General features: G+C 40.4%; 22 protein-coding genes and 2 tRNA genes. 6 read left to right on the top strand and 18 right to left on the bottom strand.

Translation table 11 applies throughout. The annotated features are described in order from the left end of the window. Nucleotides 1-28 precede the first annotated feature (28 nt). The 5 genes from AAFN85_RS19015 to AAFN85_RS18995 form a co-directional block, all read right to left on the bottom strand. Nucleotides 29-2767 carry an outer membrane beta-barrel protein gene (locus AAFN85_RS19015; protein WP_347529190.1) on the bottom strand — a complete coding sequence of 913 codons (2739 nt, stop codon included), beginning with the start codon at nucleotides 2765-2767 and terminating at the stop codon, nucleotides 29-31. Nucleotides 2768-2920: 153 nt separating this feature from the next. Then, nucleotides 2921-3898: a FecR domain-containing protein gene (locus tag AAFN85_RS19010; RefSeq protein WP_109609879.1), complete on the bottom strand. Its 978-nt coding sequence runs from the start codon at nucleotides 3896-3898 to the stop codon at nucleotides 2921-2923. A 74-nt stretch (nucleotides 3899-3972) separates the two neighbouring features. After that, nucleotides 3973-4557, bottom strand: coding sequence for an RNA polymerase sigma-70 factor (locus AAFN85_RS19005; RefSeq protein WP_347529189.1), 585 nt, complete (start codon nucleotides 4555-4557; stop codon nucleotides 3973-3975). Between the two features lie 497 nt (nucleotides 4558-5054). Further along, the gene (locus tag AAFN85_RS19000; protein ID WP_347529188.1) at nucleotides 5055-5318 is read right to left on the bottom strand and encodes a hypothetical protein; all 264 of its coding nucleotides are present in this window, start codon (nucleotides 5316-5318) and stop codon (nucleotides 5055-5057) included. Then, complete coding sequence (locus AAFN85_RS18995; RefSeq protein ID WP_347529187.1) at nucleotides 5318-5734, bottom strand: helix-turn-helix transcriptional regulator; 417 nt, start codon at nucleotides 5732-5734, stop codon at nucleotides 5318-5320. Before AAFN85_RS18995 ends, AAFN85_RS19000 begins: the two co-directional genes overlap by 1 nt. Nucleotides 5735-6223: 489 nt before the next feature. Between AAFN85_RS18995 and AAFN85_RS18990 the strand changes: the two genes are divergently transcribed. Continuing rightward, on the top strand, nucleotides 6224-6994 hold the full coding sequence (locus AAFN85_RS18990; protein ID WP_347529201.1) for an NAD(P)H-binding protein: 771 nt from the start codon (nucleotides 6224-6226) through the stop codon (nucleotides 6992-6994). Between the two features lie 212 nt (nucleotides 6995-7206). On the opposite strand, the gene AAFN85_RS18985 is transcribed toward AAFN85_RS18990, so the two are convergent. Further along, nucleotides 7207-7521: an integrase gene (locus AAFN85_RS18985; RefSeq protein ID WP_347529186.1), complete on the bottom strand. Its 315-nt coding sequence runs from the start codon at nucleotides 7519-7521 to the stop codon at nucleotides 7207-7209. Nucleotides 7522-7791: 270 nt separating this feature from the next. Here AAFN85_RS18985 and AAFN85_RS18980 point away from each other — a divergent pair, with 270 nt between their 5' ends. Next, nucleotides 7792-8058: a DUF3072 domain-containing protein gene (locus tag AAFN85_RS18980; RefSeq protein ID WP_347529185.1), complete on the top strand. Its 267-nt coding sequence runs from the start codon at nucleotides 7792-7794 to the stop codon at nucleotides 8056-8058. A gap of 1953 nt (nucleotides 8059-10011) precedes the next feature. On the opposite strand, the gene AAFN85_RS18975 is transcribed toward AAFN85_RS18980, so the two are convergent. Then, on the bottom strand, nucleotides 10012-10275 hold the full coding sequence (locus AAFN85_RS18975) for a hypothetical protein (protein WP_347529184.1): 264 nt from the start codon (nucleotides 10273-10275) through the stop codon (nucleotides 10012-10014). A gap of 420 nt (nucleotides 10276-10695) precedes the next feature. On the opposite strand from AAFN85_RS18975, the gene AAFN85_RS18970 reads away from it, so the two are divergent. Beyond that, the gene (locus tag AAFN85_RS18970) at nucleotides 10696-10932 is read left to right on the top strand and encodes a hypothetical protein (RefSeq protein ID WP_347529183.1); all 237 of its coding nucleotides are present in this window, start codon (nucleotides 10696-10698) and stop codon (nucleotides 10930-10932) included. A gap of 150 nt (nucleotides 10933-11082) precedes the next feature. Here AAFN85_RS18970 and AAFN85_RS18965 read toward each other — a convergent pair whose 3' ends face one another. Next, nucleotides 11083-11436: a hypothetical protein gene (locus AAFN85_RS18965; protein ID WP_347529182.1), complete on the bottom strand. Its 354-nt coding sequence runs from the start codon at nucleotides 11434-11436 to the stop codon at nucleotides 11083-11085. After that, nucleotides 11436-11690, bottom strand: coding sequence for a helix-turn-helix transcriptional regulator (locus AAFN85_RS18960; RefSeq protein WP_347529181.1), 255 nt, complete (start codon nucleotides 11688-11690; stop codon nucleotides 11436-11438). Before AAFN85_RS18960 ends, AAFN85_RS18965 begins: the two co-directional genes overlap by 1 nt. A 153-nt stretch (nucleotides 11691-11843) precedes the next feature. Between AAFN85_RS18960 and AAFN85_RS18955 the strand changes: the two genes are divergently transcribed. Then, nucleotides 11844-11969: a hypothetical protein gene (locus tag AAFN85_RS18955; RefSeq protein ID WP_347529180.1), complete on the top strand. Its 126-nt coding sequence runs from the start codon at nucleotides 11844-11846 to the stop codon at nucleotides 11967-11969. A gap of 28 nt (nucleotides 11970-11997) precedes the next feature. Here the strand turns inward: AAFN85_RS18955 and AAFN85_RS18950 are convergent, their stop codons facing one another. After that, nucleotides 11998-12279, bottom strand: coding sequence for a hypothetical protein (locus tag AAFN85_RS18950; RefSeq protein WP_347529179.1), 282 nt, complete (start codon nucleotides 12277-12279; stop codon nucleotides 11998-12000). Nucleotides 12280-12541: 262 nt separating this feature from the next. On the opposite strand from AAFN85_RS18950, the gene AAFN85_RS18945 reads away from it, so the two are divergent. Then, a complete protein-coding gene (locus AAFN85_RS18945) occupies nucleotides 12542-12802 on the top strand; it encodes a helix-turn-helix transcriptional regulator (protein ID WP_347529178.1) in 261 nt (86 codons plus the stop codon). A gap of 2 nt (nucleotides 12803-12804) precedes the next feature. Here AAFN85_RS18945 and AAFN85_RS18940 read toward each other — a convergent pair whose 3' ends face one another. Together AAFN85_RS18940 and AAFN85_RS18935 are read right to left on the bottom strand one after the other, a co-directional pair. Beyond that, nucleotides 12805-13152 (bottom strand): hypothetical protein, encoded by a 348-nt coding sequence (locus tag AAFN85_RS18940; RefSeq protein ID WP_347529177.1) that lies wholly within the window; start codon nucleotides 13150-13152, stop codon nucleotides 12805-12807. A gap of 292 nt (nucleotides 13153-13444) precedes the next feature. Beyond that, nucleotides 13445-13762, bottom strand: coding sequence for a hypothetical protein (locus AAFN85_RS18935; protein ID WP_347529176.1), 318 nt, complete (start codon nucleotides 13760-13762; stop codon nucleotides 13445-13447). A 251-nt stretch (nucleotides 13763-14013) separates the two neighbouring features. Between AAFN85_RS18935 and AAFN85_RS18930 the strand changes: the two genes are divergently transcribed. Then, on the top strand, nucleotides 14014-14307 hold the full coding sequence (locus AAFN85_RS18930) for a helix-turn-helix transcriptional regulator (protein ID WP_347529175.1): 294 nt from the start codon (nucleotides 14014-14016) through the stop codon (nucleotides 14305-14307). Nucleotides 14308-14628: 321 nt separating this feature from the next. On the opposite strand, the gene AAFN85_RS18925 is transcribed toward AAFN85_RS18930, so the two are convergent. From AAFN85_RS18925 to AAFN85_RS18900, 6 genes are all read right to left on the bottom strand, one after another. Beyond that, nucleotides 14629-14904 carry a hypothetical protein gene (locus AAFN85_RS18925; RefSeq protein WP_347529174.1) on the bottom strand — a complete coding sequence of 92 codons (276 nt, stop codon included), beginning with the start codon at nucleotides 14902-14904 and terminating at the stop codon, nucleotides 14629-14631. 133 nt (nucleotides 14905-15037) lie between these two features. Then, nucleotides 15038-16255, bottom strand: coding sequence for a site-specific integrase (locus tag AAFN85_RS18920; protein WP_347529173.1), 1218 nt, complete (start codon nucleotides 16253-16255; stop codon nucleotides 15038-15040). Nucleotides 16256-16505: 250 nt separating this feature from the next. Next, a tRNA-Asp gene (locus AAFN85_RS18915) sits at nucleotides 16506-16579 on the bottom strand. Nucleotides 16580-16720: 141 nt separating this feature from the next. Beyond that, nucleotides 16721-16794: transfer RNA gene (locus AAFN85_RS18910), tRNA-Asp, on the bottom strand. A 163-nt stretch (nucleotides 16795-16957) separates the two neighbouring features. Beyond that, a complete protein-coding gene (locus AAFN85_RS18905; RefSeq protein WP_347529172.1) occupies nucleotides 16958-19345 on the bottom strand; it encodes a hypothetical protein in 2388 nt (795 codons plus the stop codon). Nucleotides 19346-19467: 122 nt separating this feature from the next. After that, on the bottom strand, nucleotides 19468-20649 hold the full coding sequence (locus AAFN85_RS18900; protein WP_347529171.1) for a DUF4249 domain-containing protein: 1182 nt from the start codon (nucleotides 20647-20649) through the stop codon (nucleotides 19468-19470). Between the last annotated feature and the right edge of the window lie 3 nt (nucleotides 20650-20652).

Genomic DNA, 20652 nt, shown 5'->3' with positions numbered 1-20652 from the left:
TAATAAGTTCCAGTTGATTGCCGACAGATCAAAGCCTTCCTGTTGCATCATCGTTTCCTAATTTCTTTTTCACGTCTTTTATTTGAGACTTTCCAAACGAATAGATAAGACCTACCCTGATCCGACGGCTATCCGACGAGGTGTATACTTCGCTGTTTAGCAGTCCGTAATCACTCATCGAGTGGTATTTTAGCCGTTTAAGTATTTCTTCACCTGATAACGTAAATTGGAGCTTCGAAGAAATGTCAAATATCGCACTCGCATCTAAATTCCCATATGCTTTAAGCTTGGTCAAACCTACATTACCAGCAGAAACGTAGTACGCGTTAAGAGCAAACTTTATTTTTTTTGAGAAGTTAAATGTCTGGCTGTTATTTGCGATAAAAAAATAAGAGCTCAAGCTTGATCGCCCTGACAGCACAGTGCCTAATGCGGAATTATGCCCGGTTGAAATGCTTTGTCCCAAATTCCACCATTTAAAAATGTCAAGGGAATAATAAGTATTCAGTGAAAATTTGTTCGCCGAATTTAGATTTTCAAAAGCAAAGGTAGTAATTTGATTGCCTGCATCTTCGTCGACAGGTAACTGAAAAAAAGGAGCGGTAGTATGGGTATACTCAAGGGATACATTGAGATTTTTGATCCTGACATTTCCAGTAAATGTGTGATCATAACTTGGTTTCAGGTTTATATTTCCCTGCATGATCGTATACTGATCGGTAACGACCTTGTAAGGCAGTAACTCTTGATATGGAGGGCGATTGATGAATTTCCCATAGGACAAAGACAGCGAATAGTCGTTATTATATTGATGATTCCATTTAGCATTAGGGAAATAATTAATATAATTATAATTCTTAAAAGAGAAACCAGAAGTAGTTGTGTTTTCTATCCGCATTCCAAAGCTTAAATTGTCCTTTTTCCAATTTTTACTGTATATGCCATATCCTGCGATTATCGTCTCCCGTAAGTCCGTGTTCGTCGTGTATCCGGCGATGCTGTTTACGCTGGTCATTTCGGAAACGCTATAACTTTGAAGATTATGGGAATCGGTGTTTTGAAATTTACCGCCAGCTTCAAGGGTTTGATTACCATTAAATTTCCTAACATAATCTGCTTGCCCGATATAGATTTTTACTAACGAGCGCCCATAAGTTTGATAAGGACTGATGTCTTTCTCAAAAGCGCCTTCGCCGTCATACAATTTAGGAAATGCCGACTGATTTAATGTCAGTTTGTATGGAGTATACGTAAAGAGCATCGACAGGTCGTTCTTTGCTGAATCTGTAAGTAGGCGATAATTTATATTATAATTAAAAGTGTAACCGTCATTTTTAAATAAACTATTCGTTCTGACTATTGAATCGGGAACTACGCTAACGCTTCTGAATTTAGCCATTGCGTCAAAATTTCCCGGTGTGTGATTAAGACGTCCATAGATCTGGATGCCGAGGGTCTGATCCGAATTCAACTTATAATCAGCTCCTAACTGGACGGAATAATTGTTATTTTTATACAAGCGTCTTGTACTATCCTGAAGTCTCTGAATTACCGGGCCGCTACTTTCCACCCTATTGTTATCATCCAGATAATATTCGTTAGTATGTCCGTATGAAGTCCGGCCAGTTATGGTGAATTTCTCGGTTTTGTAGGTTACGTTCGCAGATACTGAACCTGAGTTATAAATACCTTGGGAATCGTCTCCGATCAGATTACCGGTAAAGCCGACAGTCTGCCTTTTCTTGGTGATAATATTAATGACAGCTCCATAGTTGGCGTCATATTTAGCGGAGGGTTGGGTGATCAACTCAATCTTTTCAATATCATTGACTTTAAGATTGTCTAAAATATCAGAAGTTGCAACGCCGGGAACCGGCCTTCCATCCAATAGTATCAGCGTGTTCTTATCGTCGAGTTTGACCTCTTTAGCTGGCGTCACCCTGACAAATGGCAGAATTTTCAACAATTGCAGTGAACTTGAAGTAGCCATTGTACTATTGGAAACGTTGACGACATAACGATCTCCCCGGTTCTCTATTGGGGGGATTTTTGCTATTACAGTTACCTGGTCCAGCTGTTTGGTTGAAATAGTTACAGTGATGTCGGGCAACTGTAGCACCTTTCTGTTGGAAATTGTCAACGGGATTGACAGGCTGTCCATTCCTACCTGTGTGACGTTTAACAGGTACGCCCCTGCTTCCTGCACAGTAAGATTGTAAACGCCCATCGTATCCGTATGTGTTGACTGTATCACCCGCCCGAGTTCCGGCTTTACGATACTTACGGTCGTGTAGGCAATGGGTTTGTGGTTGACGTCGACGATCCTGCCTTTGATCTGGTAATTTATATCCATCCCGCTCCGTTCGAGAAGAATGTTATCACCGATTTGCCGAAAGGAAAGAGATGTGTTCTTTAATAGTTCCTCCAGCGTTTGCGCGATAGTCCTCTTCCTGTTTGGAAGGTTAAGCTCGGTTAAGGTTTTGATATCTTCTTTGCGATAATAGAAACGAAGGGGTGTTTGTCCTTCGATTTTTTTCAATCCAGTTAAAAGGCTTTCATTATCCAACCCCAAGGTAACCTGATCACTATTCATATTCTGACCTTTTGCAGAATTTGCCAACAGCAATTGAATACTACTTAATATGATGAATGTTATGAGTACACTTATACGCATTAATTGACAGATGATTTGTTTATTTTGTATTTTCCAGGCGAAAAGGAGATCGCATAATCTCCCCTTCTTCCGCAATTTTGCAGAAATATTCATATTTTTAAATGTTTTAAGTGACTCAGATTATTTAAAACCCCGATTTTCTCGGGTAGCCCGTAGACCGATGCCAGTCGGCCTGCGGGCTATTTTATCCTGCCTTGAAGATAAAACATGGTATAGATCGTTAGCGCTTTTTCATTATTGCTGTTGTTAGTTACATCCGGAACCCTCTATTATAATACTGCCATCCGGCTTGGTTTCAAAAGTTGCATGATTAAATGCACAGATCACTTTTAAAATTTCATCCAATCTGTCGCCCTTAATTGATGTTCCGGAAAAACGGCAATTTTTCAATTGCTCATTCCGAAAACCGATCTTCACATTAAAATGCTTTTGTAACTTCAGCGCTGCATCTGCAAAACTTATATCATCAAAGTTGAAGGAATTTTGTTGCCAGGCGACTACGTTACCGATATCCACATTTAATCTAACAAGCTCATTTTTTAAGGTATTAAATTTGATCTGCTGGTTAGGTGTAAGTACGCCTAGTAACTTATTTCCGTTTGCCACACTTACTTTGCCGCTATGTACGGTCACCTCGACAATGTGATTACGTTTATCTTCCTTGACATTGAATGAAGTACCCAGCACAGTTGTTACAACATTCCCCGTATGAATGATAAACGGCCTGGACTTGTCGTGTATAATATTAAAATATGCTTCTCCTAAAAGATAAACTTCCCTTACTTTTCCGTTAAATATCTTTGCATACCTTAATGCGGAACCGGCGTTCATCCATACTCGGCTTCCATCAGCAAGGATTATTTGTTTTTTTGTCCCGTTAGGTGAGTAAATTGTAGTCAATTCCACCGGATGGCGTCTGGACTGGAGTAAAGGCCAGAATAAATAGGTAAAACTCGCGATTACCAGAATAGCCGCCGCCACTGCTGTCCCAAACCGAGACCACGACCTTTTTAGGTGTACGACATCAGGTGTATGAACTGTATTATTGATATCGCGAAATACGCTCGAAAGCCATTCGGCTTTTGAGACAGAATTTAGTCGCGACCATTCTGAATGAAAGTCATTGCTTTTATCAAGCCAATTTTCTATTTGCGCATTTTCCTCTTTAGTGGAAGTTCCGTTAAGATAGCGATCTAACAATTTATTTGCTTGTCCACGACTCATTTTTCACCTGTGATTTGCCAGTAGTCGTTTGGACAGCTTATTAGTACTATATAAAAATAAAATATTTTTAGTCTTTATTGAAGCGACCAAAATACAAGGGCGATTGACGAAGCCGCAGCGAGCGATTGACGCAAATGTTTTAACGCTGAAGAAAGTTGGTTTTTAACCGTTTGCTCAGAAACTCCCAGACGTTCTGCAATTTCAGGTATAGTGAGATTATCTTCACGGCTCATCATATATACCTCTCTTACTCTGGGCGACAATTCCTTCAGAGAATACTGGATTCTTTCCTTCAATTCTTCAGCTGCGATTTTTTGTTCTACCGGTGTATCCGTATAATTTTCAAGCCTTTGCAGCATCGCAGCATATTCTTCCCGGGTTATATTTTTTCTGATTGTATCGACAATACGATGTCTGGTTATTTTAAACAAATAAGCCTTGAGGTGACTGTCCACTTGAAGGTTTTTCCGCTCAGACCAGAGTCTAACAAACAAATCATGAATAATATCTTTCGCGTCATCAAAGTTGAAAAGTTTCGATGAGGTAAAATCTGTCAGTGTTTCCGCATAACGTATGTAAATCTCCTCAAATGCACTTTCGTCATCTTTTTTCAGCAGATCGATCAATTGCAGGTCCGTTAAATTTTTATAAGTCGCCATTGTTTTCCTTAAACGAAAATACTATTAATCATATAACTTGCGAAGATTTAGCTATTATTTACGTTAATAATAAATAACAAATTTGGGCCACCTTGTGTATATAGCGCCGGGCGGGATGAAAAAAAGCCAAAAAACAGAAGCAGTAAAGAAAATATTAAAAAAAGCAAACCAACAAATCCGGCTATGCGGTTGCGGCAGGCGACTCCGTTACACCGCGCGCTTCGGGTTCCATTTCGCCGCCAGCCTCGCCACCGCGCGTGCAGGAGTGTGTCGTTCCTCATACACACCTGCCTTTCCCGCCCGCGGATTATCGGTTAGTCACAGCACCGCAGTCACAAAGGTAGCTACGCAGGAAAACCGTCAAGGGTATATAAATCCCGATGATAGGATCGGGACCCTTGACAGTTTTCCTGCTAACAGCTCCGGTTGTTTAAGCGGTGATATGACTGGGTGTGTTTGTGATTATTGGGCCAGTCGGCTAAGATGTAGGGGGAAATCTAATTCTGGAAATAACTGCTGTTAACGTTGATAACAGCTTTCTTAAGTTCAATCGGTAAATCCCATTTTGTTTTCCAAATGAGTTTACCTATAGTAATATCATTGGTAGCGGATTGAACAACGTCAAACAGATCAAATATGTGTTCAATTTTGTGAAGCTCAAAATAAGGCTGAAACCTTTGACCTATAGCGGCAAGTTCGTTATCGTTGATAAATGCAAATAGCCTGTTCTGGTAATTGCTTTCATCAGCATGATCTTCCATTAACCTTTGTTCTTTAAAATTTCTACCTTTTCTTTTTCGCTTTCTAACAAGCGTTCAAGTAATGCCACTTTTTCATCATAAAGCGCCACTATTTTTTCAATTGGGTTAAACGTGCTATTGAAAGCATAAACCGCGCCTTGATTTATACTGTTGTCATTAAATGTGTTGAAGTATGACACACCAGCCTGCTCGTCGAAGTTTTTGATGGCTTCTTCGGGTACTTTTAAAACGTTAGCGATCTTCGATAGTAATTCCGGTTCGATAATGTCTTTCGATTCCAAAAGTGATATTCTTTTTTGACTCCAATCATCACCCAATTCAATAGCCAATGCTTCCTGTTTCAATCCGAGCATTTCACGAAAACGTTTAACGTTGCGGCCTTGGTGGATATTCTGTGGAGTGTCGGTAGTATTCATAAGTTAGTATGTAGAGTGTTCTCAAAATTAAAGAAAATAATAAAATGCTGCTTTATCTAAAATAGAAATAATAAACGGCGAAATATGCAAGGCGAAAATGTAAGATAGAAAATGGCTGATTAGGTTATACAAATTGGGATTATCAATTTTAGGTACTAACGCAATATTCACTCAAATTTTTTAGCTATGCGAGGTGACGAACATTATGTACCATGGGAGAACTATCCTAAATTTCTGCTATTTAATGAAATCCGCGATCCTTATCGCGCGTTACGAGATGCTTTTTGGGGCGAAGAATTCTGAAGATAAAAGGCTGCACAACCTGCAGCCTTTACATACAAATTCACCGGTAAAATAATAATTGCCTTTTTTAAAACTCAATATTAAGTCAATGTCAAAGATATTAGTAACAGGAGTAACTGGCCTGATAGGGAAAAGCACAGTTGAACATCTGTTGAAAAAAAGAATTCCTGCAAGCCAACTTGTTGGATTAGGCCGAAAAAGGACGGGCTTGCTGATTTAACAGTCAAAGGTATTGACATCCGCATTGGTGATTACTTCGATTACAATTCCCTGTTGAAGGCCTTTAAAGGTGTTGATAAGGTAATGCTCACCAGTGCAGTTGCTTTTACAGACCGGGCCACCCAGCATTATAATGTGATCACCGCTGCCCGCCAGGCCGGTGTTAAGCATTTGGTTTACATGTCAATTATGCGCAAAAAAGGATCCGAAAGAATAATGCCTGAAATCACGGAGTCGGACTTATTTACGGAACAGGTATTAAAGTCATCAGGGCTTGATTATACCATTGTCTACCAGCCGCCTTTTACAGATGTACTAACTGTTTACTATGGTACAAATCCATATGAACATGGTATAAAAGTTCCCGCGGGTAACGCAAAGATGGCACCTGCGATGAGTGATGAACTGGCTGAAGCCCATGCTGAAATACTTGCTACCCCTGGGCATGAAAAGAAAACCTATTCACTGGGTGGCAGCGAAGCTATTTCATTTGCAGGTATCGCCCAAATCCTTGCAGATATAAAAGGAAAGCCGGTACCTTTTTCTACAATTACAGCACAAGAATATATTGACAACCTGGTTGCCAAAGGAACTCCTCACAAAGTTGCCGAGTTTCTGAAGAACTGGGTAATTGCAATTAAAGAAGGTGAATTTGAATATCAATCGGGGGATTTAGAGCGGTTATTGGGTAGAAAAACTAAAACTTTCAGGGAATACATTGAAACAACTTTAATTTAAATTGATACAGGTTCCTAACAACGCGATTAGTATCGAGATTATTTTGCGCCCTGAAACACGGGATAGCAACCTATCCCGTGTTAGATCACAAATCAACTTGCAGCTAACTTCTGCTTTAGCAGGCTCATATCTTCACTGAATTTATGATCCATTATCTTAGTATAGATCTGTGTTGTTTTAATACTGGTATGGCCCATCATTTTCGCAACGCTTTATATTGGTACGCCGTTATTCAGTGTGACCGTTGTAGCAAACGTGTGACTTGCAATATGGAACGTAAGCATTCTACTTATTCCGGACAAATCAGCGATTTCCTTAAGATAGGCGTTCATCTTTTGATTGCTTAATACCGGCAATACCCTGTCATCGCGTTGGCATTGCGGGTTTTCCTGGTATCGTTCCATGATTTCGAGTGCGGAAGGAAGCAAGGGAATCCGGGATAGCGTATCGGTTTTTTTGCGGTTTGTATAATTCCAGCTTTCACCATCAATTACCCTTAACACTTCAGAACGTTTAAGCTTACGCACATCTACGTAGGCAAGGCCGGTATAACTGAACTTACGCTTGAGCTGGTGGCGATATTTCGCGCCATCATCCGTCAGGAGCAGCCAGCCTAAGGCAATGCTGCCGCCACCCGACGCTGATCCCTAGGATCAGTCCTGTGTTACCTTCTTTTTCAAATGGTTTTCTTAAGAGGATAATAGGTGAATACACTCAATGTTTCCGCTCCCTTCATCCGACGCATATTTTTAAAACCCAAGCAGCAGTTAGTTGTTACTAAATAAATTAGCAGACACATGACACCAAGCAACGATCATGAGGAAAAACTTTTTCGCGGAGACGAAAACCTCAGCAATCATACGGATAAAGGATCCAATACCATCAAAGACCCGGATGACTGGACTACCGGGGATGAAAAGATGACTGGTGCCCAGGAGTCCTATCTAAAAACCTTAAGCACCGAAGCCGGGGAAACATTCGATGAAAACCTAACCAAGGCCGAAGCATCTAAACGTATTGAGGAATTACAGCAAAAAACCGGGCGCGGCCTGGAAAATGATTGATACTAATCAAGCCAGAAAACGCCCAATCATCATCGCCCTGCGGCTTGCAGGAGAAGGTATAAACCAGCCAGCAAAGGATCGCCGTACCAAGCATTTGCTCAGGCGTTTCTGCGAAACGGTTTTCAGTCATAGACGGCCAGTTCCCAAGCAACGGCGATCATGGCCCATGCAATCACCAAGGCCTGTTGACGCTCTGTTTGTTGTCATAGGATTTTTGGTTTTTGGTGGAAGTTTGGCGTGTAACCCGTTTGCACCTGGGTGTCAGTTCCTCCAGGCTCTTAGTTACTTTCACAGGCTGACTAAAACATCTCTTCTCCTTTATATCGACGGATAATGCAATGTACTCTCCGGGTAATGGATCGCCGCGGCACAGATTTTGCTAAAGTCCCGAAAACATCGCCATGGAATTACAAAAAAGAATTCAAATCAAACGAGATCGGTATGACTCCCGTTTACGCGCCCTGATCACTCAGAATGCCTGGAAATTCGGATATTCTTATAACAATGACAGCGTTTTCTTATGGGGCAATGAGTCTTCAATCAACCAGCTAAAAGTACTTGCAGGCACATGATCCGGAACATGCACTTAACGTTATCCGTTGGTATTGTAATCCAAAAGACTTTCGTAAAGTGAGTTGCATGTTCTCCTGCTGCATCATAGCTGAGGAATGAACCATTTTCAGTATATATACTTGCCCTTAATGCTGATAAAATACCACTGAGATAACCTTTATTAAAAGGTGTATATAATTAATAAAAATATTTTTCAATTTAACGACATTTCATAAGAATATTATACATATCAAAGCCAAAATATAGAAAGGAATGATTAAACTCCTATTCTATTATGGCTCCAGCAACAAAAGACGATAAGCAGCTTTTTGCAGGTATACTTTCGAGGTCATTTACTAACAATCTAATTGCTAACTATATCTTGAACCAGAACAAGAGTAAGTAAATGAGGGATAGCGGGATTAATGGATCACTCATTTGAATCTAATTCGATGAAGACTGGCTTTCAAAAACAGGATTCCGCGCTAGTATCCCCTACTTTAGTGTCCAGCGCTTTTGCATGCAGGTATAGCACTTGTACCGCTTTATCGGGAGCCAGAATAACACCATTTTCATAAAGAGCGTTCGGCGGATACGCTCGATATCGGGATTGGTTTCTTTGCCGCAAGGGCACGTTTTCTTCGGACGGGGGGTAAGTTCGACGATGGTAGTCATAGGTTGACAATATTAAATGTCTTCCTCCCACAAGTAGCAATAAAATCGGCTATTCAAAGATAACGTTCAGTTTTCAATCAATGCAAAAATTACTTTTCTTGTTTTTTTGGTCACTTCGATAGCAATACTGGCTGTTCATAGCGCATAATATCCCATGCACTCTTTAAATAGTGTTTGGGCAATAGTATTGATATTACAGGGAACAGTTTTGAGATGAGAGGTGCGCAAGCGGAAGCACGGAAGACCAACGCTGTTATGTGCAAAGACTATCTCGAAGCACTCATTCAATGTGCAGCACTCATTATCTTTTAACAAGGTTTCGTGGGATTTATCAAAAAGTGCAAGCCTTCTAGTAAAATCATCTTTTCTTGTTTGAAATTCAGTAATGGTATTCGCTCGTTTGCTCATGTTCATGGATAGGACACCGCTCTGTTTAAAATGTTTACTAAAGAATGAGAAAAAATGAGAAAAGGCACAACAGTAGCCCCTGAGCCCGGCAGGAATCTTGACTCTTTTTACCGTGTGTTATTTCACCTGTGGTTAACGCTAAAGAAAAAATAAAATAATTATTATCTGTTGATTAAAAGCGTATTTTTATAGCTGGTAGCACCAATGGTGCTACCCCCGGAATATCGTCTCGATTTTCGACCCATAACCGTAACAATTAGTACCCCCGCTTTTAGTGCCATATTTTGCCTCCGTGCAGGTATTGGCATGCTTCCTTTTTTAAGCTGTCTGTTCTTCACAGAACATGACATAATCTCTATAGCCGCAAAATTGTGCTAATACATCCTTGGTATAGGAAGAGGGCGGGAATTTAGCACTAACGAATCCAAAAAACCGTAATAGGGTTATCTCCGCCACCAGATGCTGGGTACGGCGATCAATAAGCAAGGCCAATTGACTGGCTTCGTCGGGTGTAGTAAGGAGGGTGTTGCCATGCACCAAGACTAACACCTTCAATGATTCAAGACAAGGATCGGGCACCATAACTACAATTTATCGTTTATCGAGTGATACGGACACGCTTTATTATTTGTTTAGCAGAATTGTCGAATAGAGTTTTTGGGAATAGTTTTCATAGATACGAATGTCTTTGCCTGGGATAAGGAGGATGACTTTATTTATTGCGAAGCAAAGTGAAAGTAACGCGAGCCAGCGCGATCTTTTCACTATTGCGTTGGTATAAAATGCGCTACAAATCAGTAGTTTATAAAACAAGTATCTTGTAATAGTGTTCCTTAAATAATAGATATTAGTAAAATGGCGTAGAAGGTGGGCGCGAGGCCTGGCTTTTATATTCCTTCCAAAGCATAAAATATGCAAACCGAATTTGGGCTGATTTGTATATATGACAATACGTAACAGATACTTACATTTCTCATGCTTACACCAATACAACAAGCATTTTTGGAAGCTCGGACATCGCTTCCTTCAATACATGAAAGCGATAACGATATGCTCATTATTTCTGTTGGTCGTGACCGGGGAACGTTCAGCCACCGCCACATAGAAACGGATGATGATACCCATCATTTTGTGTTTGTCAAAAACGATGAACTGGGGTGGCGGTGTATCGACCTCACATTACAGCGCTGGCTCGATCAGCACCATGCGGCAGCTTCACGGATGTTGCAGGAATGGTAATGAACGAAAAAACCGCAGCAACAGATTTTCGTTATGCTATCAACATTATTTGTAATGGTAGAATTAAAGTGTATAAGTAAAAGCCAGGCGAGAGGCCCGGCTTATTACAATTGTGGCAATGTATAGATGGTTGAAAGTCGAATGCTTTGCTTAATTAAATAATCCTTTGTCATAATCCTTGAACGCATACTCAAACGTACTTTTTCTTGCAGTTAATGTTACGACCCCCTTTCCATCACAAAAGATGGTGAACGTCTCGTACGTAAGATAGGACGACACTTCGAACCTAATATGCTCAAACTGGGCACTTGGGTATTGTGCGCATAATTCTGCCGTTTCCATGACCACTACCTGTTTCAATTCATGAACAGTAGTTATATTATTTTTTGCGATATGCAGTAACAGTATTCGACACTGGTCTTGCAACGTTGCAATAAAACGATTGGCCGGGGTATTAAAGGTAATAGCAAGGACTTTCATGGCAGTTTTGATAAGGGCAGCCATCAATGGAATAACGATATGGAATCAATGCCATGTCCTTCGATCAGCTGCATCGGTTCAAGATCTAAAATTTCAGCGATTTGCAAAAAGTATGGGAGGGTTAATGTGATAGCGCCATGTTCAAGTTTCCTGTATGTTTTTGGAGAAATTCCAATTTTAACTGCAAGATATTCCTGTGTGTAATTTTTTAGCTGCCGAACTGAACGGATGTTGCCAAGCAGCAGGTGAACTTTTTCTTTAGGGGTGATTGCGTTCATGGTCATTATACGAAACAATATCAAAACAGTTGCAGAATTATTTTTGACTATAAAGAATTGGATGTATATATAGTTAGCAATGAGCTGGTTATTACATAGTAAATAAAACCTTTTGATGGGGGTTGCCGTAAAAAATATATAAACCTTTAAACCATGGACAACCGAAAATTTAGTATGCTCATTCAGGCAATGAATATACTCAGCATAGTGATTTTAGAAAAGCATTGGAAACACGGTGTTAAATTCTCGTTTAAGCGCAGGCAGCCAGTGAAACAATAGTTTTGCGATAGCAGTAAACATCCATTTTCTATCTCAAATATCGCGTATCAAGGTCACGAAGCGGCTTTACTTCCTTTTGCCAATGTGATTGATCGGCCACACTCATCGCTGCAAATACCGCTTCCCGAAACTCTGGCATAATAAAGCTTCCTGAAATTTGGAGCCACGGTTGTATATCAATGTTTTTTTGAACCAGCATGTACTTTGCTCCTTTGAGGAGCACCAGGAAGGTTATTCTGTGATGGTGGTCGGAATATAGTTCAACATGAAACTCAAACCGCTCGTTTTCGAACGTTCCTTGTACTCTCATAATCAGGGGGATAGTATGCCTACAAGATACGGTTTAATTATTTTTCAAATCATTCTCTTAGAAATTATTTATTGCGCTTGTCATCGATGATTAGCGGGTATTTTTTACACAACATGGGTAATATGCTCGCTTTATAGTAGCTAATTTGGATTCCTTTATACTATATTATTGATGGTATTAGTATTGCATAAGGCTTCAACACAGTTTTGCGTTCCGCAACACCCGTTGCGGATTAAAAGGATCGGCAAGGACAAGGAATTGCATGGAAGCAGAAGTTGATAAAAAAGTTAAGGGTGTCATAAACACGATCCGTAACATACGGGAACAAAAACAGTATAGTCAGGAATACATGGCAGCGAAACTTTCGATTAGCCAGAATGCCTATAGCAAGATAGAGCTTACATCCACATTGCTTTCTCTTGAGAGATTGTTGCAAATTGCCAATATACTTGAGGTAGAGGCCACATTGCTACTACAAGGGAAAGAAATGTTCTCAGAGCAACCAACTATCGAAGACCTATAGCCTTACCTAAGCGGCAGAAGGACATGCCGTAACATATCATAATCGTTAAATGCGGTTTCAAAGGGGGATTTGCGCGTGGTAATTGATATAACAACAGTATCATTGTCATAAATGAGGTTAAACACCTCAAACGTGATGTACGAATGCACTTCACATTCAAGAAATTCGATTGTTGAACACCGGCGTTCCTTGCTCATTGAGGCCGCTTTTGCATCAATGAGCTTTTGAAGGTCAAACAGCGTATAGAGGCGGTATACGTCGCTTGCATTTATGAGTGCTTTGCAATACTGCTGAATTTCCGCGATAAAGGCATTGGAAGGTCTCTTAAATGTCGCGGCAATAATTTTCATAGCTATCGGCAGACTAACAATATATTGAGTGATTTCCTTCGTACGCAAAGGAGGTGTTAAAAGTTTCAACCTCAACAGAAGAACGTTCAAGCAAACTGCCGTATATTTGGGTCTAAATTCATTGGTCAGGCTTATGTCCGCAAAATTAATAAGGTTTTATTTGACAACGGTATGGCGCGAGGTCATACCGTTGTTACTTGTTCAAATGTGTATCAAAAGCAGATAAGTTTTTGATATTGAAAAATCGAGGTCCATCAACACATCTGCTTACACTTACACATCCTTCTACAGTTTATTTCAGAGTCGGTTTAGCCGGTAAGTTATAGTCATTTAGCCCGCTTTCTTGAATTGCCAAAAACATACCGCCTGCGTGTTTTTTACTTTTGTAATTAAGAACAAATAGTATTAAGCACTCTTTGTTAGTCAAAAACGCTCGATATGCTAAATCAGAGTAGTCAAGCCAATTGTAGTCTCCATGACCACCTTTTATGGGAGTAATAGTAATTACATCAAAACTATCTATTTCGTTAGTTTTACTATTGGGTATTTTTTGATTTAGTAAATAGGCGTAATCAGTTTTTATTTTATCGACTGCTTGTAAATAATCCATCTTTTAAAGCTAAAACATTTCATTCTATATATCAACTCTGCTTCAAAATCGAAACAGTCGAATTGGGTCTTAATATGTCTCATAGTATCCAGAGGGATTTCCTTTTGATGATTTATTTTACAGGTTTAAGTGCTTAACAAATGAAAGTGCGGTCGCTACAAGAAAATTTCTTCTTTATAGCAAACATTTGCTACCCCTTTTAGTTGTGGCTACACACTGCAGATTTGATGGATAATATGTGGAATTAAAATATGGAATTAGTACAGAAAAAAGTAAAATCAATTGTCGAGAAGATTCGCGTTGCCCGGGAAACTAAAGGATACACCCAGGACTATTTAGCAGCAAAGTTATCAATCAGCCAAAATGCGTATAGCAAACTTGAACTTGGATACAGCACCTTAACCGTTGTACGGTTATTTGCTATTGCATTGATATTAGAGATAGATGCCCGCGAACTTCTTAGCGGTACTAATGATGAAGTAGTTGCACCGGCGGTAATTCACAGCAAAGCAATGGAGCTAGAGCGATATATCGCGGCGTTATAAAGGAATTTTTATTAGTGCAATATACGGTCATCATAAATTTTAGATGTAATCGCCTCCTACAAAAGCAAGAACAGACGGTTTGCCAACCCGCATTTGCCTAGGTTTGTATCAAGCTCTGCCCACCGAATTTGGCGCATCATCCGCCTTTGGGTGGGAAAAATTCGATTGTGAAGCACCGTGGTATCTTCCGTTCGCTCAGTTGCCTTAGCGTCGCCTTGCTGTTACTGTTTCGTTTTTTCCGGTGTCTTAAGAAAGATTGTGTAAGTAGATTTACCGGCACCCTTCAGCGCCGCTAAGATCATTAGTTACTGGTGATTTAAGTTAATAATTAAAGGATTTGAACAGATATGCTTTACCTTGGTCATCTATCCGTACCAGTACTTTTCTATCGCAGTACTCATGCACCATGTAACTGGTACCGGGACAGACAGCATTATCGAAATAGGTGAGATAACCGTTCCTGTTGAATGTTTCGCGCATAACGGCATCAGCAGTCGGACGAAGCCTGTCGGCCACTTCCTGTGCCGATAATTCAAACATCGATTTGGAACGTACATCTTTTACTGTGCTGCGCATGATCTGTGGCAATGTTCTCATACAAAATCACTTAAAATAATTTATCTTAATCAAAGTTGGAGCCGTGTAATGGTTGTAACAATCTTTAAATTATCTGAACCTAATTATGATTTAAGCAACACGGGACAGGAGACTATCCCGTGTTCTATACAGATCAACTTGCAGCTAACTTTTGCTTCAGCAGGCTCATGTCTTCACTTATCTTATGATCCATTACCTTAGCATAGATCTGCGTGGTTTTGATACTGGTATGCCCCATCATTTTTGCAACACTTTCTATTGGCACCCCATTATTTAGCGTTATGGTAGTAGCAAAGGTGTGCCTGGCGATATGGAAAGTGAGTACTTTACTTATACCGGACAGATCAGCTATTTCCTTGAGATAGGCGTTCATCTTCTGATTGCTTAATACCGGCAATACTCTGTCGTCGTATTGACATTGCGGATTTTCGTGGTATCTTTCCATAATTTCGAGTGCGGAAGGAAGCAAGGGAATCCGGGAGAGGGTATCGGTTTTTTTGCGGTTTGTGTAAATCCAACTTTCGCCGTCAATTCCTCTTAACACTTCAGAACGTTTAAGCTTACTTACATCTACATAAGCAAGGCCTGTATAACAACTAAACAGGAAAATATCCTTAACCAGTTTCAGCCGCTCCATTGGCATTTCCTTTTCCGAGAGGGCTTTCAGCTCGTCTTTTGTTAGCGCTACTCGGTTAACCTTAGAAGTCTTCGGTTTATAGTTGAGATAAGGATCGACGGTCAACCATCCATTACCAAGGCATATTCTCACGATCTTTCCAAAATTTTTGATGTATTTGATCGCAGAGTTATTACCGCATTTGCGAATACTTCTCAGATAGTATTCAAAATCATTTAAAAAGGAAAAGCTGATTTTCGTAACAGGCAGGTCCGATACGTTGAATTGCCATTGCATAAAATCTTTGATATGCATAAGGCAAGTTGAATAGCGCTGCAAAGTGCTTTTTTCAAATTCCTGCCCTATCAGGTTTTGCATCTTTTGATTATGATCTGCGAATACTGCTGTAATTGTTCTTACCTTATCGACCTTTCCGATATACTTGTCCCTCAAAGTTTCAGCAGTGATTAATTCATCGTGCAGGGTCATGACCCGGTGGCAATCGAAGGCCTTGGATTGTAATCCATCGAGATAATTGTTCAAGGCGCGGACATCTTCTTTCGTTCCTGTAAGTCTTCCGGCTTTATTATTCCAGCGGGACGGCTCACAGGTCCTCCCGGTAGTGGCTTCTGATCGTTTACCGTCAACAGTAAATCGGAGATAAACGGGCATTGGGCCTGATTGATAGTTCTTTGGCTTTTTCAAATAGAAAAGCAGATTGACGTTTGTTCTCATGGAAATGAGGATTAATAGTGAAACAAAATTAATTTTCTCATCACTTGAGCGCAAGATGTTCATATATCGAACTACTTGCATATCAAACAGTTGCAGAAGAATTGGTGAGTCGTTGAGCTACTTTGATTGACTCACCGCATTACTCACCAGAATCATGATTTCAGATGAATAATTTGGTGTGGCCCGAAAACAAAAAACCCTTCAAATGATATCATTTGAAGGGTTTTGCTCAATTTTAATATTGATTTAGCGGAATGGACGGGACTCGAACCCGCGACCCCATGCGTGACAGGCATGTATTCTAACCAGCTGAACTACCACTCCTCCGTTTTGGGAGTGCAAACATACAAACCTTTTTGAGGTTTTGCAAATACTTTAATCAAAATAAATTTTAATTTTTCGACACAAAAAAAGCGCCTAAATCATTGATTTAAGCGCTTTCTGATAAGAGTTTAATCTCTTTTGCGGAATGGACGGGACTCGAACCCGCGACCCCATGCGTGACAGGCATGTATTCTAACCAGCTGAACTACCACTCCTCCGTTTGGGTGTGCAAATATACAAACCATTTTATTCTACGCAAATTGTTTTTAAAAAAAATCAAATACTGGTTTGCGCTGATTTTTTAATAGTATGTTAAAGTATTGGTTATCAAATAAAACATGAGCCACCACATTAGCTAAAACCCCGAAAAAAATATTTTTATCGCACTTCAAAATTAAAATACTGGCTGCCTGCATCGCCCGAACCGGTTATCCCCTGCACAATCCCGATGTATTTACCGGCCATATCCGAAGTGTAAAATGATGCCTGTCCTTTTTGCTGCCCCCCGGTATTAATATTCGGTGTCCAGTAAAGTGTAGTCCTGAAATCGGGCAGGCGGCTTTTTCCGGCCATATCGTTTTCGTAAACCGGCGAGTAAAATTCGCGCTGAAGTTGCAAGCCTTCATAATCGAGCACAACCGCGCGCGGATCCATTTCAACGCCGCCCAGATCGCCCTTATAAGTAGTGAAACTAAGCACGCCTTCATATACCGACGGCCCCCAATAATATCGGAAAGGTACATCTTCCAGCTTTCGCACCTTTAATGGGTCGATAGCGATAACCTTATCTATATTAAATACCGGTACATCATCCAGCAAAACCAGCGGGTCGCCATCCAAAAATCCGTTACCGTTCAGCACTTTTATATGGTATCTTTTTTGTGTTCTGGTAACCCATACTTCTTTTACGTACTCCCTAAGCACTTCTTCCATTGTGGTGAAGCGCGTGTAATTATCTAAAAGATAGGTTTTATAAGGCGCAGCGTAAAATCCGGAACTATCAACCCGCGGTTCATAAAAGTTTCTGAGCTTGGTGCCGGTGTAAGTATTTTGAACCTGTACGGCAAGGCTATGCTCTTCAACGGCTTTTCGCATAGCAGTAACCAGTTGAAACTTAGGTTCTACGTATGCTGAATATTGCTCAGAAAAAGGGCTGGCAATATCAATACGATATATAGAATCGCGCTCGGTATTTGTTTGCGCCACAATTTCACCGGGACCAAAAAGTTGTTTGGTGTTAAAGGTTATTTTACCGGCCGTATCGCTTTCGGCAGCATATAATTGCACCCTTTTTCCGGGTACACTCAAGTATGCAACCACGTCCTTAGCGGGTGCACCGGTTGTTATATTGGTTACCTTACCTGTTATAAGGTGGCCATCACGCTCGGGCAAAAAGGTAAACGCGGGCGCTTTTCCGCTTAATACATTATTCCATTGAAACCGTCTCCAGCCTTGCGATAACATCAGGTTATCAAGCGCGGCATCAGCTTCGGCACCAGTATTATTTACATAATAGCTCGCAGAGTCAATGCTCCCTCTTAAATCCGATCTCAACCAAAGGTGGCTGAATATATCGCCTGCATCAACCTGCTGTAATGAGTCAACACGATAAACAGACATTGACAGATTAGCGTCTAACGGTTTTCCGGCAGCATCTTTTGCCGAAACTACTACATTCACTTTTTTGCGTTGAGAGTATTGTGGCTGATCGGCAGTAGCCTCAAGTATCAGCTGTTTTTTAGGGCGTTTAAAATACAAACGCTCGCAAACAGGTTGTTTTGCCGCATTGAAAATGGTAATGTATGATACACCATCGCCCAATTTAGCTTTATCGATGGTAAAACGGGTTGCTCCATCAACAAGGCTTGCAGTTTCGGCAATTGCAACAGCCGCGCGGGTATGTACAAAAAGATAAACTTCGCGGGTGTCAACACCTTTAGTCTTTACTGCTACTTCCAGTTGCTGATTTCCATTATCATTCAGGGTAATGACATAGCCTCCACTATTAACATCCGGGAGGCTTTTAATTACAGGCGCGCCTTTATCTACTTTAATTATGGTTTTATAGGTTGCACCGGCAACAGGCGTGAATGTAAAACTACCAATGCCAAATTTTAAAGGTTTAAACCTGGCAACTGTATCATTTTGCTGATTAACAATGGCTCCATTAAAGTTATTTACCGGTCCATTTTCGGCGCTTACCTTAAAAGCAACTTTACTGGCTATTCCAGCCACAAGATTGCCTCCCTCCGGAAAAAATTGCACATCGTAAGCAGGCTGTGCTGCCTTTGTCGGGATTTCCGGCGATTTAAGCGGATTAACAATGGTTATATTTTTTTCAAAATAGTAATCGGCGCTAAAATTTTTCATCCAATTGGTATAAGCGCGCAGCTTATAATTGCCATTGGTTAACGATACAGGAATATATAACGAGCCGCTGCCCAACCCTTTTGTTACCGCTATTTTTGCTTGCATTACAGCATTTTGTTTGGCATCAAGCACATCTACATAAGCTACCCTGCTTAAATCAAGCGGCTTATGATCGTCAGCGTTAACAACATAGGCTTTAAACCACAAAACCTCGCCAGGCATGTAAACGCTTTTGTCGGTATGTATAAATACCTTTTCCTGAACGGTAGCTTGACTGTATTGATCAAGGCTTTTTGTAATTTGATTTATTGTTTGGGCAAAACAATTTGCCGGCAAAAACAATAACACCGAAAATGAAAAAGCTATAATTTCAGCAACCTGTTTAATTTTCTTCATAGCCCAAAAGCTGTTTTTATTTTTAAAGGAACCTACGGCCCTGTTTTTATGTTCTATTGCCCAAATAGATGGGATAAATATTGCCTCAATGAACCTTAACATTACATTTTGCTACTGCTTCATCACCTCTCAATCCAAAAAGATGGAGTGGCAACGCGGCCCCTTATTGTACAATCAGTACATTCAACGCTTGAGTACGTAAACCCAATTATTTTTATTTGCGATGTAATTGCCTGTACCGGAATCGCACCTCCATTTATGATCATGCTTTGTACATCATTTGATCCCGTTTTGGGGTTCACATATAAAGCGGAGTCGGGCGGGCCGCAATCGTATGGATAGGTAGTTCGCCAGGTATTCGGAACATCTACGTTATCGATAAAAACCCGCTTGGTTTGCACATTAGTTACGCTTATGTAACCTATAACAGGTTCGGTAGCATCTTTTAAATTATGGATATTCCCAATTAATTGAGAGGGCTGCGCATCAAATATACTCCCCAGCTGTTCGGTATTTTTCTTTAGATTTTCCCAAAACTGATAAGCCTCTTTGGTAAGTGCGTATTGTTTCAATAATATACTATATCGCATCTCAATTTTTTCAGATGTAGATGCGATAGTTGTTATCGGCTGCTGAAAAATCACATCCTGACTTAATTTGGCCGATGAGCCAATAACTATTGTGCTCGACTTATCGCCTGCAAAACAATAATAATTTGCTTCGCTGCCGGGTCGGGAAACAACTGTTTGTGATTCTTTATCCACCACGAATGATGACTGATACTTTGCATGAAAACGCCATGTTTCATCGTAAGCCCAACGATAATAACGGGTTGCATTAGCTGCATCATGCGTATTGGCGTATAGCTGTAGCATGTTATCCTTTACCTGGAACCCAACACTATCAATAGGCGGAGTTTTCTTTACTTCAACATAATCAGAAGCATATTCTTTATTATCGCCGGTGATGATATGCAACCGATATTTTTTTGAAACATCAAGGTTAAGCTGCGACAGCGCGTAATATCCATTTCCCTGCGAATTAAGTTGGTAGCTTGAACCTCCTTCTCCCTCAACCTGAACTGTGCAATTATCAACCCCGCTTGTTTTTGTACTGCTTGATATGTTTACCGTTTTACTTAGTTTAACTATTGTTGAATCGCTTCCATTGTTGATCACCCCTTCAACCACAAAATAACTATTAGGCGAATTGATTATCCCCGGATTATAGGGCTTTTTACAAGTATAGAGTAACACCCCAATTAACAGGCATCCCCAAAAACTATATTTAGTCGTCATCTTCATCGC

This window comes from Mucilaginibacter sp. CAU 1740 (genome assembly GCF_039839285.1).
GTDB lineage: Bacteria > Bacteroidota > Bacteroidia > Sphingobacteriales > Sphingobacteriaceae > Mucilaginibacter.
This window is presented reverse-complemented; position numbering and strand designations above follow the sequence as displayed.

Bases quoted from the DNA above. Each gene is read 5' to 3' on its own strand.
- AAFN85_RS19015 (WP_347529190.1), bottom strand. From the start codon at position 2,767: ATGAATATTTCTGCAAAATTGCGGAAGAAGGGGAGATTATGCGATCTC.
- AAFN85_RS19010 (WP_109609879.1), bottom strand. From the start codon at position 3,898: ATGAGTCGTGGACAAGCAAATAAATTGTTAGATCGCTATCTTAACGGA.
- AAFN85_RS19005 (WP_347529189.1), bottom strand. From the start codon at position 4,557: ATGGCGACTTATAAAAATTTAACGGACCTGCAATTGATCGATCTGCTG.
- AAFN85_RS19000 (WP_347529188.1), bottom strand. From the start codon at position 5,318: ATGGAAGATCATGCTGATGAAAGCAATTACCAGAACAGGCTATTTGCA.
- AAFN85_RS18995 (WP_347529187.1), bottom strand. From the start codon at position 5,734: ATGAATACTACCGACACTCCACAGAATATCCACCAAGGCCGCAACGTT.
- AAFN85_RS18980 (WP_347529185.1), top strand. From the start codon at position 7,792: ATGACACCAAGCAACGATCATGAGGAAAAACTTTTTCGCGGAGACGAA.
- AAFN85_RS18975 (WP_347529184.1), bottom strand. From the start codon at position 10,275: ATGGTGCCCGATCCTTGTCTTGAATCATTGAAGGTGTTAGTCTTGGTG.
- AAFN85_RS18965 (WP_347529182.1), bottom strand. From the start codon at position 11,436: ATGGCTGCCCTTATCAAAACTGCCATGAAAGTCCTTGCTATTACCTTT.
- AAFN85_RS18960 (WP_347529181.1), bottom strand. From the start codon at position 11,690: ATGAACGCAATCACCCCTAAAGAAAAAGTTCACCTGCTGCTTGGCAAC.
- AAFN85_RS18955 (WP_347529180.1), top strand. From the start codon at position 11,844: ATGGACAACCGAAAATTTAGTATGCTCATTCAGGCAATGAATATACTC.
- AAFN85_RS18950 (WP_347529179.1), bottom strand. From the start codon at position 12,279: ATGAGAGTACAAGGAACGTTCGAAAACGAGCGGTTTGAGTTTCATGTT.
- AAFN85_RS18945 (WP_347529178.1), top strand. From the start codon at position 12,542: ATGGAAGCAGAAGTTGATAAAAAAGTTAAGGGTGTCATAAACACGATC.
- AAFN85_RS18940 (WP_347529177.1), bottom strand. From the start codon at position 13,152: ATGAAAATTATTGCCGCGACATTTAAGAGACCTTCCAATGCCTTTATC.
- AAFN85_RS18935 (WP_347529176.1), bottom strand. From the start codon at position 13,762: ATGGATTATTTACAAGCAGTCGATAAAATAAAAACTGATTACGCCTAT.
- AAFN85_RS18930 (WP_347529175.1), top strand. From the start codon at position 14,014: ATGGAATTAGTACAGAAAAAAGTAAAATCAATTGTCGAGAAGATTCGC.
- AAFN85_RS18925 (WP_347529174.1), bottom strand. From the start codon at position 14,904: ATGAGAACATTGCCACAGATCATGCGCAGCACAGTAAAAGATGTACGT.
- AAFN85_RS18920 (WP_347529173.1), bottom strand. From the start codon at position 16,255: ATGAGAACAAACGTCAATCTGCTTTTCTATTTGAAAAAGCCAAAGAAC.
- AAFN85_RS18905 (WP_347529172.1), bottom strand. From the start codon at position 19,345: ATGAAGAAAATTAAACAGGTTGCTGAAATTATAGCTTTTTCATTTTCG.
- AAFN85_RS18900 (WP_347529171.1), bottom strand. From the start codon at position 20,649: ATGAAGATGACGACTAAATATAGTTTTTGGGGATGCCTGTTAATTGGG.